Annotated in this window: 14 protein-coding genes and 2 riboswitches; of the genes, 8 read left to right on the forward strand and 6 right to left on the reverse strand. The window is 68.0% G+C overall.

From position 1 onward, the window contains the following. The first annotated feature begins 94 nt into the window (after nt 1–94). From ACFSCW_RS01550 to ACFSCW_RS01585, 8 genes are all read left to right on the forward strand, one after another. Nucleotides 95–742, forward strand: coding sequence for a hypothetical protein (locus tag ACFSCW_RS01550; protein ID WP_380886184.1), 648 nt, complete (start codon nt 95–97; stop codon nt 740–742). A 140-nt stretch (nt 743–882) separates the two neighbouring features. Beyond that, on the forward strand, nt 883–1,356 hold the full coding sequence (locus ACFSCW_RS01555; protein ID WP_380886186.1) for a DUF2231 domain-containing protein: 474 nt from the start codon (nt 883–885) through the stop codon (nt 1,354–1,356). Nucleotides 1,357–1,376: 20 nt separating this feature from the next. Further along, nucleotides 1,377–1,468: riboswitch (glycine riboswitch) on the forward strand. Then, nucleotides 1,469–1,577: riboswitch (glycine riboswitch) on the forward strand. 42 nt (nt 1,578–1,619) lie between these two features. After that, a complete protein-coding gene (gene gcvT / locus ACFSCW_RS01560) occupies nt 1,620–2,750 on the forward strand; it encodes a glycine cleavage system aminomethyltransferase GcvT (protein WP_380886188.1) in 1,131 nt (376 codons plus the stop codon). Then, entirely contained in the window at nt 2,750–3,121 is a 372-nt protein-coding gene (gene gcvH / locus ACFSCW_RS01565) for a glycine cleavage system protein GcvH (RefSeq protein ID WP_380886190.1), read from the forward strand. Before gcvT ends, gcvH begins: the two co-directional genes overlap by 1 nt. Nucleotides 3,122–3,310: 189 nt before the next feature. Beyond that, nucleotides 3,311–4,075, forward strand: coding sequence for a class I SAM-dependent methyltransferase (locus tag ACFSCW_RS01570; RefSeq protein ID WP_380886192.1), 765 nt, complete (start codon nt 3,311–3,313; stop codon nt 4,073–4,075). After that, nucleotides 4,076–5,434 (forward strand): aminomethyl-transferring glycine dehydrogenase subunit GcvPA, encoded by a 1,359-nt coding sequence (gcvPA, locus tag ACFSCW_RS01575; RefSeq protein ID WP_380886194.1) that lies wholly within the window; start codon nt 4,076–4,078, stop codon nt 5,432–5,434. 2 nt (nt 5,435–5,436) lie between these two features. Beyond that, complete coding sequence (gcvPB, locus tag ACFSCW_RS01580) at nt 5,437–7,104, forward strand: aminomethyl-transferring glycine dehydrogenase subunit GcvPB (RefSeq protein ID WP_417766390.1); 1,668 nt, start codon at nt 5,437–5,439, stop codon at nt 7,102–7,104. Between the two features lie 121 nt (nt 7,105–7,225). Continuing rightward, complete coding sequence (locus tag ACFSCW_RS01585; RefSeq protein ID WP_380886197.1) at nt 7,226–8,101, forward strand: Cif family virulence factor; 876 nt, start codon at nt 7,226–7,228, stop codon at nt 8,099–8,101. Nucleotides 8,102–8,159: 58 nt separating this feature from the next. On the opposite strand, the gene ACFSCW_RS01590 is transcribed toward ACFSCW_RS01585, so the two are convergent. The 6 genes from ACFSCW_RS01590 to argH form a co-directional block, all read right to left on the reverse strand. Continuing rightward, nucleotides 8,160–8,825, reverse strand: coding sequence for a hypothetical protein (locus tag ACFSCW_RS01590; RefSeq protein ID WP_380886199.1), 666 nt, complete (start codon nt 8,823–8,825; stop codon nt 8,160–8,162). 89 nt (nt 8,826–8,914) lie between these two features. Further along, a complete protein-coding gene (locus tag ACFSCW_RS01595) occupies nt 8,915–9,871 on the reverse strand; it encodes a zinc transporter ZntB (RefSeq protein ID WP_380886201.1) in 957 nt (318 codons plus the stop codon). Beyond that, a complete protein-coding gene (locus tag ACFSCW_RS01600; RefSeq protein WP_380886203.1) occupies nt 9,868–10,626 on the reverse strand; it encodes a precorrin-2 dehydrogenase/sirohydrochlorin ferrochelatase family protein in 759 nt (252 codons plus the stop codon). Before ACFSCW_RS01600 ends, ACFSCW_RS01595 begins: the two co-directional genes overlap by 4 nt. 126 nt (nt 10,627–10,752) lie before the next feature. Next, on the reverse strand, nt 10,753–12,015 hold the full coding sequence (lysA, locus tag ACFSCW_RS01605) for a diaminopimelate decarboxylase (protein ID WP_380886205.1): 1,263 nt from the start codon (nt 12,013–12,015) through the stop codon (nt 10,753–10,755). A 5-nt stretch (nt 12,016–12,020) separates the two neighbouring features. Then, a complete protein-coding gene (locus ACFSCW_RS01610) occupies nt 12,021–12,257 on the reverse strand; it encodes a hypothetical protein (RefSeq protein ID WP_380886207.1) in 237 nt (78 codons plus the stop codon). Beyond that, nucleotides 12,254–13,633, reverse strand: a complete 1,380-nt coding sequence (gene argH / locus ACFSCW_RS01615) for an argininosuccinate lyase (protein WP_380886209.1) — start codon at nt 13,631–13,633, stop codon at nt 12,254–12,256. The genes ACFSCW_RS01610 and argH overlap by 4 nt, the downstream gene beginning before the upstream one ends. Nucleotide 13,634 lies beyond the last annotated feature (1 nt).

Genomic DNA, 13,634 nt, shown 5'->3' on the forward strand with positions numbered 1-13,634 from the left:
TAGGCGATCGGTGTTCATGATACCAGCGTCGCTTGCCTGATTTGGGGCAGCTTCCTATGCTCCGCGCCTTCCTGCCCAGACCGAGGTTCCCGTCTTGTCGCTTCGCCTTGCCATTGCCGCCGCTGCCCTCGCTCTGACGCTCGGCGCCTGTTCCCGCGCCGGCGAGCTCGATCCGGCGGGCGGCATCCGCGTCGCGCGCTCGGCCTGCCCGGCGGCGGGCGTGCCTGCCTATACCGGCGACGTCACGCTGTTCGATCCGCCGCAGAGCCGCGACGCGCGCGCGATCGACGTTACGGCGACGATCACCAACCTGCGCCTGACCTGCGACGATACGGCGGAAGGACCGGAAGTGGCGGCGACCGTCACGTTCGACGTGCTCGCTCGCCGCCGCGATGCGACTGCGCCGCGTCAGGTGGTGCTGCCTTATTTCGTGACCGTGATGCGCGGCGGCAACGTCGTTTATTCGAAGCGCGTCAGCCGGGTCGCGATCGACTTCGCCGCTGGTCAGGACCGTGCCCAGACGTCGGCGCAGGGCTCGGCGACGATCACGCGTTCGGCGGCAACGCTCCCTGAAAACGTCCGCGCGCAAATCCTCAAGAAGCGCAAGGCGGGCCGCGAGGACGCCGCGGTCGATCCGATGTCGGAGCCGGGCGTCCGCTCGGCGGTGGCGCGCGCCAGCTTCGAACTGCTCGTGGGTTTTCAGCTCACGCCCGACCAGCTCCAGTACAACGCGACGCGGTAAAGGTGACGGTGCGTCCCTCGACTTCGCTCGGGATGGACGGGGTGGAGCAAGGCCGCTCTCAATCGTCCATGCCGAGCGAAGTCGAGGCACGCACTTTCTGATCAAAGGAACGGCCGCGTCCCCGCCCGCGTTTGCGGAGGATGGACGAGGACCATCCGCGCAGCACGGCGAAGATCGCTGGCCACCCCATCCACCCGATGGTGGTGATGTTCCCGATCGTGCTGTTCATCGCGTCCTGGGTTTGCGACCTGCTTTACTGGCATAGCCGCGATCTCACCTGGGCGACGTTCGGGCTGATCACCCTGGGGCTCGGCATCGTGACTGCTGCGATTGCTGCCATCTTCGGCATGATCGACTATTTCGGCGACGAACGCGTGCGGGCGATTCCGGCGGCAACCAAACACTTCGGCGCGAACGTCGCGGTCGTGCTGATCGAGATCGGCAGCTTCGCGTGGCGCATGAGCGGCGGTCCCGATTACGTCATGCGGATGGGCCTCGTGCTCTCGACCGTCGCGGTGGTGTTGCTCGGCTATTCCGGCTGGAAAGGCGCAACGCTTGTGTACGAATATGGCGTGGGCGTTGACTCGCGGCGCGGGCACGGTCAGAGCCGCTGACGTCGCCGGCGGGCAACCGTCGGGCGTTCGCGGGAGAGTTCCTGATCTCGATCAGGACGCCGAAGGAGCAACCGCCCCGGAATCTCTCAGGTCCAAGGACCGCGGACGCTTTAAGCGACACTCTGGAAAGAGTTCGCTCCGAAAGGGGCGGGCCACCGAAGGGGTAAGCCGGGCCAAGCGTCCGGCGAAAGCTCTCAGGTTCCCGTGACAGAGGGGGCAGCCGATGCGTTTCCGTGAGGGAATGCTGCTGCCAGTCACGGAGAATGCCGGTGAGCGACACGGACGATCTTCCCACCCAGACCCTCCCGCTCGACGGCTGGCATCGCGCGCGCGGCGCCCGGATGGTGCCGTTCGCCGGCTACCATATGCCGATCCAGTACGAAGGCATCATGGCCGAGCATCTCTGGACGCGTGAGAACGCCGGCCTGTTCGACGTCAGCCATATGGGTCAGCTTCTGATCAGCGGCCCGGACGCCGCGGGCGAGTTGGAGAAATTGCTGCCCGGCGACATCAAGGGGCTGGGCGAAGGCAAGGTCCGCTACTCGCTGCTGTTGAACGAGAGCGGCGGCATCCTCGACGACCTGATGGTGACGAACCTCGGCGGCGGCACTTATTACATGGTCGTCAACGGCGCGACCAAATGGGACGACATCGCGCACCTGCGCGAGCATCTGCCCGACGAGATCGTGCTCAATCATCTGGAGGATCAAGCGCTGCTCGCGGTGCAAGGGCCCAGGGCGGCCGACGCCGTGACGCGCCTCTTTCCGCAGGCGGGCAGCCTGTTCTTCATGGAAGGGACGGGGCTCGTCTGGGAGGGCGTGAAGCTCGGCATCGGCCGTTCGGGCTATACCGGCGAGGACGGGTTCGAGATTTCGGTGCCCGCCAGCCATGTCGACAAGCTGGCGGCCCTGCTTACGGAGCAGCCGGAAGTAAAGCCGATCGGCCTCGGCGCGCGCGATTCGCTGCGCCTCGAAGCGGGCCTGCCGCTCTACGGCCACGATCTCGATGAGGAGACGACGCCGGTGATGGCCGATCTCGGCTTCGCGCTGTCGAAGCGCCGGCGCGAGGAACGCAGTTTCCCGGGCGCCGCGCATATCCTGATGGAGCGCGAGCAAGGGCCGATCACCAAGCGCGTGGGCCTGCTGGTCGAAGGCCGCCAGCCGGTGCGCGAGGGCGCGGTCGTGGTGGACGCGGACGGCTCTGAGGTCGGCAAGGTGACGTCCGGCGGCTTCTCGCCCAGCCTCGAGCGGCCGATCGCGATGGCCTATGTGCCGCTCGCTGCCGCCCAGCCGGGCACGCGCGTGCGCCTCAACCAGCGCGCCAAGATTTTCGATGCCGAAGTCACGGCCATGCCGTTCGTCCCCCACCGCTATCACCGCAAGGGAGCCAAGTGATGCCGCGCTATTTCACCAAGGACCATGAGTGGATCGACGTTTTGGGCGACACCGCCACCGTCGGCATCACCGATTATGCGCAGAGCCAGCTCGGCGACGTCGTGTTCGTCGAAGTGCCGGAAGCCGGCCGCGCCCTGACCCAGGGCGGCGAGGCGGCGGTCGTCGAATCGGTGAAGGCTGCGTCCGACGTGTACGCGCCGGTCTCCGGCGAAGTGACCGAGGGCAACGCCGCCCTCGCCGACACCCCCGACCTGGTGAACACCGCGCCGGAAACCGACGGCTGGTTCTTCCGCATGCGCCTGAGCGACACGTCCCAGCTCGACAGCCTGATGGACGAAGGCGCGTACAAGGAGTTCGTGGCGGGGCTGTGAGGCAGCAAGCCCCTCCCCTTCAGGGGAGGGGTTGGGGTGGGGACGTGACCCGCTCCGATGCTTCTGACAGCCCCACCCCCACCCCTCCCCTGAAGGGGAGGGGTTGGGGTGGGGACGTGACCCGCTCCGATGCTTCTGACAGCCCCACCCCCACCCCTCCCCTGAAGGGGAGGGGCTTAAGGATCGCCAATGCTCAACCCCACATCCCGCTGGTCGCCGACCGACTACGCCAAGAACGCCGCCTTCGTGCCGGAGCTCGGCCGGGCGGTGGTGGAGCTGCTCGCCCCGCGCGCCGGCGAGCGCATCCTCGATCTCGGCTGCGGCGACGGCGTGCTGACCGAGGCGCTGGTCGCGGCCGGCGCCGAAGTGGTCGGCGTCGACGCCTCGCCCGAGATGATTGCCGCCGCGAAGGCGCGCGGGCTCGATGCGCGGGTAATGGACGGGCAGGCGCTCGATTTCGACGGCGAGTTCGATGCCGTCTTTTCGAATGCAGCGCTCCACTGGATGCTCGATCCGGCGGCCGTCGCGCGCGGGGTTTTCCGCGCGCTCAAGCCCGGCGGCCGCTTCGTCGGCGAGCAGGGCGGGGCGGGAAACATTGCCCAGCTACGCAGCGCGCTCCGCGAAGTGCTCAACGCGCGCGGCTATCCGGTCCCGGCCGAAGACCCGCAATGGTACGCCTCGCCTGAGGAGTTCACCGACGTTTATGCCGGTGCCGGCTTCGGCGACGTCGAGGCATGGCTGATCGACCGCCCGACGCCGCTGCCCGCCGGCGCCGCCGCCTGGTACAAGACCTTCCGCGCCGGCTTCCTCGACGCCGCGCACGTCCCCGAAACCGAGATCGACGCCGTCACCGCCGAGGCCGAGGAGCGCGCCGCCCCCGCGCTGCGCCAGCCAGACGGCCGCTGGATCGCCGATTACGTCCGCCTCCGCTTCACGATGAGAAAGCCCTCGTAAATGCGTTACTTGCCCCTCACCGACGCCGATCGCGGCGCGATGCTGCGCACCGTCGGCGCCGGCAGCATCGACGACCTGTTCGTCGATGTGCCTGCCGAAGCGCGGCTCTCCGGCCCGATCGCCGGCTTGCCCAACCATGCTTCCGAGCTTTCGGTCGAGCGCCAGCTCGCCGCGCTCGCCCGCCGGAACACCGTCGCCGGCGACGTGCCGTTCTTCCTCGGCTGCGGCGCCTATCGCCACCACGTTCCCGCGAGCGTCGACCACATCATCCAACGCGGCGAGTTCCTGACCGCCTACACGCCCTATCAGCCGGAAATCGCGCAGGGCACGCTGCAGATGCTGTTCGAGTTCCAGACGCAGGTCGCGCGGCTGCTCGGCTGCGATGTCGCCAATGCGTCGATGTACGACGGCTCGACCGCCTGCTGGGAAGCGATCGCGATGGCCGGCCGAGTCACGCGCCGGAAAAAGGCGCTACTCTCCGCCGGCCTCCACCCGCATTACGTCTCGGTCGCGAAAACAATGGCGCGCTTTACCGGCGACGAGCTGCACACGGCGCTGCCGAAACTGGAAGCCGCGACCGACGCCGCCACGCTGCTGAATCAGATCGACGGCGACACCTCGTGCGTCGTCGTCCAGTATCCCGACATTCTCGGCCGTGTCGGCGACCTGTCGCAGCTGGCTGCGCGGGCGCACGAGAAAGGCGCCCTGCTGGTCGCGGTGGTGACCGAGCCGGTCGCGCTCGGCCTGATCAAGTCGCCCGGCGAGATGGGCGCGGACATCGTCGTCGGCGAAGGCCAGTCATTGGGCGTCGGACTGCAGTTCGGCGGCCCTTATGTGGGCCTGTTCGCCTGCAAGGAGAAATTCGTCCGCCAGATGCCGGGCCGGCTCTGCGGCGAGACGCTGGACGCCGAAGGCAAGCGCGGCTTCGTCCTCACGCTGTCCACCCGTGAGCAGCATATCCGCCGCGAAAAGGCGACGTCCAATATCTGCACTAACTCGGGGCTGTGTGCGCTCGCCTTCTCGATCCACATGACGCTGCTCGGCGAAAAAGGCCTGCGCGGGCTGGCCGAGCTGAACCATGCCGGCGCCGGCGCCGCGGCCGAACGGCTGGCGCGGGTGCCGGGCGTCGAACTGGTCAACCAAAGCTTCTTCAACGAGTTCACGCTGAAGCTGTCGAAGGAAGCCCGGCCGCTGGTCCGCCGCCTCGCCGAGCGCGACATTCTCGCGGGCGTGTCGCTCGGCCGCCTCTATCCGGGCGTCGATGCGCTTGAGAACGGGCTCGTCGTCGCCGTCACCGAAACCACCACGCCGGAGGATGTCGAGGCTTTGGCCTCCGCCCTTCAGGAGGAACTCGCATGAGCATGAACCGCCAGGGCCGCGTCTCCCGCCCCGAGGGCGAAGCCGCCGCCAACACCGACACCTTCACCGGCAACCGCGCACTGATGCTCGAGGAACCGCTGATTTTCGAAATCGGCGACGAGCAGACGACGGGGGTGGACATTCCCGAAATCCTCCCCGGAACGGGGAGGGGGACCGCCGGCGAAGCCGGTGGTGGAGGGGGCCCGGTCGACTCTGCGCGGTTGGAGGGCCCCCTCCACCAGCCTTCGGCTGGTCCCCCTCCCCGTTCCGGGGAGGATTTGAAGGGTCTCCTCCGCACCCGCCCGATCGGCCTCCCCGGCCTCTCCGAGCCGGAAGCGGTCCGCCACTACACCCGCCTCAGCCGCCAGAATTACGCGATCGACCTCGGCCTCTTCCCGCTCGGCTCGTGCACGATGAAGCACAATCCGCGGTTGAACGAAAAGGCCGCGCGGCTGCCCGGTTTCGCCGACGTCCACCCGCTGCAACCGCAGGAGACGGTGCAGGGCGCCTATGCACTGATCGATCTGGTCGCGCATTGGCTGAAGACGCTGACCGGCATGCCCGCCGTCGCGATGAGCCCCAAGGCTGGCGCGCACGGCGAACTCTGCGGCCTGCTCGCCATCCGCTCGGCGCTAGAGGCGCGCGGTGATGCCCGGGCCGTTGTGCTCGTCCCTGAATCGGCACACGGCACCAATCCGGCCACCGCCGCTTTCGCCGGCTACCGGGTCGAGAACATCCCGGCGACGCCCGAAGGCCGAGTCGATTTCGAGGCGCTGAAGGCCCGGCTCGGCCCGGATGTTGCCGCGGTGATGATCACCAATCCCAACACCTGCGGCCTGTTCGAGCGCGACATGAAGCGCATCGCCGACGCCGTCCATGAGGCTGGCGCGTTCGTCTATTGCGATGGCGCGAACTTCAACGCGATCGTCGGCCGGGTCCGTCCCGGCGACCTCGGCGTCGACGCGATGCACATCAACCTGCACAAGACTTTCTCGACGCCGCATGGCGGTGGCGGCCCCGGCTCCGGCCCCGTCGTCTTCTCGGCCGCGCTCGCGCCCTTCGCGCCGCTGCCGTTCGTCGAAAAGCAGGGCGACCATTTCCATCTCGTCGAGGAGGAAACCGCGCAGGAGCATCACGCGCACAGCTTCGGCCGCATGGTTGCCTTCCATGGTCAAATGGGGATGTTCACCCGCGCCGCCGCGTACATGCTGAGCCACGGTGCCGATGGCCTGCGGCAAGTCAGCGAAGACGCCGTGCTCAACGCCAACTACATCCTGCGCAGCCTCGAGGATGTGCTCGATGCGCCGTTCGGGCCGAGCGGCCCGTGCATGCACGAAGCCCTGTTCTCCGATGACGGCATGGCCGAGGGCTTCACGACGTTGGACATCGCCAAGGGCCTGATCGACGAAGGCTTCCATCCGATGACGATGTATTTCCCGCTCGTCGTCCATGGCGCGATGCTCGTCGAGCCGACCGAGACCGAGTCGAAGGCCAACCTCGACCAGTTCATCGGCGCGCTCCGCTCGGTTGCCGAACGGGCCAAGGCGGGCGATCCGGCGCTGAAGGCCGCGCCGCATTTCGCCCCCCGCCGCCGTCTCGACGAGACCTTGGCTGCGCGCAAACCGGTGCTCGTCTGGAAAGACCCGGAGATCGCGCAAGCTGCCGAGTAGTTCGTCGACGCCTGTCAGCGGCTGGCGCGCCTTGGTCGAGCGTGCTCGGCCGTTGGCAGAAGCCACCCTTGCCCGAGCACGGCGCGGACGCTTTCACCTCTCCCGAACTAAGGGAGGATCAATGCGTCATCTGCTGTTCTGCGCGCTGGCGCTCGCCGTTCCCGCCGCGCCTGCGCTTGCCAGGCCCTCGCCCGCCGCGGCCGCCCAGTCGGCCTATCTGGACCTGATTGCGGCTGACCGCGGCTGGTCCGAACAGGCGCGTGGCAAGGATCTGGTCTCGGCGCTCGCCGCGATGATGGACAAGGATGCGGTGCTCGTCTCCGGCGGCGCGCCGGACCTGATCCGCGGCGCCGAAGCGATCCGCGCGCGCCTCGCCGCCAAGCCTGAGAACGCCACATCGGCCGTCGAATGGACGCCGCTCGGCGGCGGCATTTCAGCGGATGGCACGCACGGCTTCACTTACGGCGCGATGACGGTGCGGCCGAAAGACGGCGCGCCGCAGCCGCTCAAATATCTCGCTTATTGGGTGAAGCGGCCGGAGGGCTGGCGCGTGTTCGGCTACAAGCGTCTGGGCATGAAAGAAGGTCTTTCGCTCGCGCCCGGCAACCCCATCCTTGCCTGGGGCGGCAAGCGCGACGGCGACGCCGGCGCGACGCTCAAGGCGTCGGAAGGCGCGTTTTCCGCCGAGGCGCAGAAGATCGGGCTGCGCGCGGCATTCCAGAAATGGGGCCGCCCGGATTCTATCAATCTCGGCACGGGCGAAGGCATCACCATCGGCGCGCGGGCGATTGGCGAGGGCGTCGGGCCGGCCGAGCCGGTCAGCTCGGTCACCTGGGCCGCGGATGAAGTGATGGTCGCCCCATCGGGCGACATGGGCCTCAGCTACGGCCTGCTCCACGTCAACAACCCGAAGCCGGACGGCCCCAGGACCATCCCCTTCTTCACGATCTGGGCCCGGCCTGCACCGGGCGACCCGTGGCGCTACGTCGCTGAATAGAAAACGCCCGTCCGCTTCGTGGCGCAAAGCCTCGAAGCGGACGGGCGAGGAAGCGGGCTTACTGACCCGTCTTGACTGTCGTCGTCGTTGTCACTTTTGGGGTCGTGCGGGTGGTGTGCGTGGTCGTCACACGCTTGCGCACCGGCGCTTTGCGCACCGTCGCGCTCGAACCGGAAGTGACCGCGGTGCCCGACGTTTGTGTGGAGGTGGTCACCGTGGTCTGGGCAGGAGCCGGCGCAGGCGTCGCCGCGGCTGCAGCGGCCTGCGCGCGTGCGGCTTCGGCGGCAGCGGCGGCCTGTTGCGCCGCGTCCTGAGCGGCATCGGCACGCGCGTTGGCAGCGGCGGCCTGATCATGCGCTGCATCGACCGCAGCCTGGGTCTGGGCAGCGTTCACGGCAGCAGCGGCGCCGGCCGCCTGTTGCGACTTCTGCGCCTCGGCGAGCGCACGGTCGGCGAGTTCCGACGCCTTTAGCGCCGCGTTGATCGCCTGCCGCTCATGGCCGCGGCCGAGCTGTTCGCGTGCGGCCCGCAGCGAGGCCTGGGCCTCGGTTGACAGCGACGAGTCTGCTGTCGCGCCGCCCGCCGCAAGGGCGGCCGCGATCTTCGCGTCGGCCTCGGCGATCGACTGCCGGGCCCGATCCTTCTCGCCCGCCATCGCCGGCGCGGCGACCGCGAGCAGCAACCCCGAAAGCGCAAGATTGCGCGCATGGGCTCGAATGCTCATCGTTTCACTCCTGACTTGTTGAAGTCGGCCGCAAAACGATCCGCGGGGAGGCGAGTTCCTGATTCGGATCAGTTTGCCGGTCGTGTCGCTCAGCGGAGCCAGTGGGCGTAGCGGAACCAGGCGGCGATTCCGACCGCCATCAACACGCACACTCCGACCACGCCCCAGAACGCCCAGGGCTCATGGGCGAACGGTATGCCGTTGACATTCATGCCCAAAAGGCCGGTCAGGAAGGTCAGGGGCAGGAAGATCAGCGCGACGATCGAGATCAGCAGCGCGCGGGTGTCGATCACTTCGGCGCGCAAGTCGGTGATCTGCTCGTGCATCAGCGCGGCGCGCTCGCGGATGCTTTCCAGCTCCTCCGCCATGCGCGCGAAACGATCGGCCGATTCGCCGAGATGGAGCCGGTCGTCTTCCTCCAGCCAGTCGCAATCCAGCGCCGATAGCCGTTCGAGGGCCTGGCGCTGCGGCGCGACGAAGCGGCGATATTCGATCGCCTTGGCGCGGGTGCCTGCGATCTCGCGCCGCAGCCGGAAGGTGCGGCTCGCGTCCAGCATCAGTTCGCATTCATCAAGTTGATCACCAAGCTCCGCGACATCGGGGTCGAGATCGGCAGTGATGAGGTCGGCGAGCATCGCGACGAAATCGCCCGGATCCTTCACTTTCCCGGCCTTGAAGGCGTCGCACAGGGTCGGCAGCGGCCGCATCGTGTAGCGCGCGACCGAGACGATGCAGCCGCGGCCGATCCACATCCGGATCGAGACGAGCTCGTCCGCCTCCGGCTCGTCCTGAAGCGACAGGCCGCGCAGGTTGATCAGAGCACCTTCGCCCATTGCCTCGCAGCGCGGGCGCGTCTCGAGCGCAGTCAGGGCGCTCACGACGATGTGATTGAGCTTCAGCTTATCGGCCAGGAAAGCTTCAGTGGCGTCGTCCTTTTGGTCGAGGTGAATCCAGACCAGCTTCGCCGCGCCGTTCGCGTGCGCTGCTTCTTCGGGCGAGACCACCCTTCCGGTGGCGCCGTCGTCGACATAAGCGAATTGCTTCATGCGGTTTCCATGCTAATGTCGATCGACAGGCCGGGTGGAGGCGAAACGGGCGGATGATCGCAAGCGATCCGCGTCGCATCCGCGCGCGAGCGATCGAGGATGGCGGAGGGCACATCGGCGCGGTGATAGACGCGATCGGCTTTCCCGAGCAGCCGTGCCTGGCGGAGCGTGAGATCGTCAGGGTCGGGAGATGCGAGGCGGAAAGGGACGATCTGAGTCTCGGCAGGACCCGCCGCTTTGCCCAGCCAGTCCCCGACATCGGTGCGGCTGGAAAACGGATCGAGCAACCCGCCCGGCTCAAGCGCGGCGTCGATTGCATGCCGCCGCTCCGCCGCCTCGGGCCAGCGCGCGCGTATGGTCGCCCGCGCCTCCCGCAACCCCGTCGCCAGCGCGCCGAGCGATGCGGGAAGCAGAGACTCCAGCCGCTGCCGCAGCGCTTTCGCCAAGCCGGCCGATGCACCCCCGGTTCCGATCGCGATCAGCACCGGATCGCGATCGACGATGGCGGGCAGGGTGAAATCGCAAAGGTCCGGCCGGTCAGCGACATTGACGAGAATGCCCCGTGCTCTCAGCCGCGCAGCTGTCGCTTCCGGCTGCTCCATCGCGACGATGGCCAGAGCGGCGTCTTGATCCTCACCGACGATCACCGCTCCAGCGCGTTCCAGTAGGCGGCGCTTCGCCTCCGCGGCATCGCTATCGCCGGCCAGAATGACCGGCCGGCCCTGCAGGCGGACGAAGATCGGAAGACTGTGCACGACGCTTCCTAACCGGTTTGGCCTGAGCTTGTCGAAGGCCTCCCTTTCTTGGGGGCAACCGAAGAAACGAAGGGAGGGCTTCGACAAGCTCAGCCCGAACCGGTTTTGAGTTCACCCAATCGGCGCTCAATCGTTCAACCACTCCGGCACGCGCTCGGCCTGCATGATGGTTTCCGCGCTGATCCGATCGGCGACCACGGCATAGCGATCGCCGTCCACCATCACTTCGGGGACTAGCGAGCGGCTGTTGTAGGTCGAGGCCATCGTCGCGCCATAGGCGCCGGCGGTGCGGAAGATCGCGAGGTCGCCGCTCTGCACCCGATCGATGTCGCGACCCATCGCGAAGGTGTCGCCGGTTTCGCAGACCGGGCCGGCGATGTGCGCGGTCATGTGCTCGCCCGATGGGCGCACGGCCTCGAAATGGTGGTAGGCTCCATAGAGTGCGGGGCGGGCGAGGTCGTTCATCGCCGCGTCGACGATCACATAGGGATGGACGACGCCCGGCTTCACCCAGATCACCTTGGTCAGGAGCACGCCGGCGTTGCCCGCGATCACGCGGCCGGGCTCGAACATCAGCTCAACGTCCCAGCCCTTGGTCACGCGCGCGACCATTTCGCCGAGGTCGTTCGGCCAAGGCACGACGTCTTCCGGCCGGTAGCGCACGCCGAGCCCGCCGCCGAGATCGGCGCGATCGACCTTGCAGCCGGCCGCGCGCAGGTCGGCGATCAGCCGGCCGATGCGCGTATAGGCCGCTTCCAGCGGCGCGACGGTGCTGAGCTGGCTGCCGATATGGCACGCGACGCCGCGCATGTTGAGGCCGGGAAGCGCCGCCAGCCTGGCATACATCTCGGGCGCGGTGCCAATCGGCACGCCGAATTTGTTGTCCGCCTTGCCGGTCGAGATCTTCTCGTGCGTGCCGGCGTCGATGTCCGGATTGACGCGAAGCGTTGCTGAGACGCGCTGCCCGCGGGCTGCGGCGAGGGCGGAGAGGACGTGCCCTTCCTCCTCATGCTCAAGGTTGAACTGACCGATGCCCGCGTCGAGGCCCTGCGCAAGCTCGGCCGGCGTCTTGCCGACGCCTGAGAACACGATGCCCTCGGCCGGCATGCCTGCCGCAAGCGCGCGCTCCATTTCGCCGCCCGACACGATGTCGGCGCCATAACCCGCCCGCGCCAGCAAGCGCAGCACGGCAAGGTTCGGGTTCGCCTTGACCGCAAAGGCGAGGTGGACTCGCCCCAGGCCTTCCAGCGCCTCGCGGAACACGCGCGCATGCCGCTCGAACGTCGCTCGCGAATAGACATAGACGGGCGTGCCGACTTCCTCGGCGATGCGGGCCAGCGGCACGTCCTCGGCGTAAAGCTCGCCGTTTCTCAGTTGAAAATGGTCCATGATCTCTACTGTGGCGGCAGGTCGAAACGGTCGTCTCGGCGTTCCTGCGATTGTTTCAGCAGCTCGTCGGATCGCTGCGGCCGCGCCTGGACGGAGGGCGTGATCATCTGCGTCGGCGTGAGCGGCGTCGGCTCGGCGGCGGGCTTGGGCGGCAGACTCTGGCCGGTCTTGGGCCGCAGCTCCTCCTTGCCCCCGCACGCGGCGAGCGCGAGCAAAGCAGCTCCGATCAGGATGCGCTTCATTCCTCGTCTCCCATGATCGTCGCGCGTGCCTCCGCAATCCGCGCGCGGACCTGATCCGGCGCGGTGCCGCCGTGACTGGTCCGCGAGGCGACCGATGCGCCCACGCTCAGCACGCCGAACACCCGGTTGTCGATCCGCGGATCGATCGCTTTCAGTTGCTCGATGCTCAGCCGCTCCAAGGCGACGCCTTCGGTCTCCGCGAGCCTCACGGCGCTGCCGACGATGTGGTGCGCCTCGCGGAAGGGCACGCCCGCTTCGCGCACCAGCCAGTCGGCGAGGTCCGTGGCGGTGGCAAAGCCTGCCTCCGCCGCCTGCAGCATCCGGTCCGCGCGGAAGGCGATCGAGCCCATCATGCCCGTCATCGCGGCGATCGACAGCGCCAGCAGGTCGTGCGCCTCGAACACCGGCGGCTTGTCGTCCTGCATGTCCTTCGAATAGGCGAGCGGCAGGCCCTTCATCGTCGTCATCAGCGCGACGAGGCAGCCCTGGATGCGCCCGGCATGGCCGCGCACCAGCTCGGCCGCATCGGGATTGCGCTTCTGCGGCATGATCGAGCTGCCCGTCGACCAGGCATCGGAAAGCTGGACGAAGCCGAAAGGCTGGCTCGCCCACAGGATCACTTCCTCGGCCAGACGCGAGAGGTGAATCGAACAGGTGGCGCAAGCGAACAGGAATTCGAGCGCGAAGTCCCGGTCGGAGACAGCGTCGAGACTGTTGTCGGTCGGCCGGTCGAAGCCGAGTTCCTCCGCCACCGCGAACCGGTCGATGTCGAAGCCGGTCCCCGCCAGCGCTGCCGATCCCAACGGACACTCGTTCAGCCGCGCACGCGCATCCTCGAACCGCCCGCGGTCGCGGTGGACCATTTCGAAATAGGCCATCAAATGGTGGCCGAGCGTCACCGGTTGCGCGGACTGGAGGTGGGTGAAGCCCGGCATCACCGTCGCCGCATGTTCCTCGGCGCGGCCGATCAGCACCGACTGGAACGCGGCGAGCGCGGTGTCGATCTCGTCGATCGCATCGCGCACCCACAGGCGGAAGTCGGTCGCGACCTGGTCGTTGCGCGAGCGCGCCGTGTGCAGCCGCCCCGCCGCCGGGCCGATCAGTTCGGCGAGCCGTGCCTCGACATGCATATGGATGTCTTCGAGGCGCATATCCTCGGGCACGCCCGAATCGGCGTATTCGGCCGCGATCTGCTCGAGCCCGCGGTCGATCGCCTCGGCATCCTCCGCGGACACGATGCCTTGCCGCGCCAGCATCGCCGCATGCGCGCGCGATCCCTGGATGTCCTGCCGCCACATCCGCTTGTCGAAGCCGATCGAGGCATTTATCTCGCGCATCACCGCTGCGGGCCCTTCGGCGAAGCGCCCGCCCCACATG

Origin of the sequence: Sphingomonas tabacisoli, assembly GCF_042678385.1 — a bacterium.
GTDB classification, from domain to species: domain Bacteria; phylum Pseudomonadota; class Alphaproteobacteria; order Sphingomonadales; family Sphingomonadaceae; genus Sphingomonas_B; species Sphingomonas_B tabacisoli.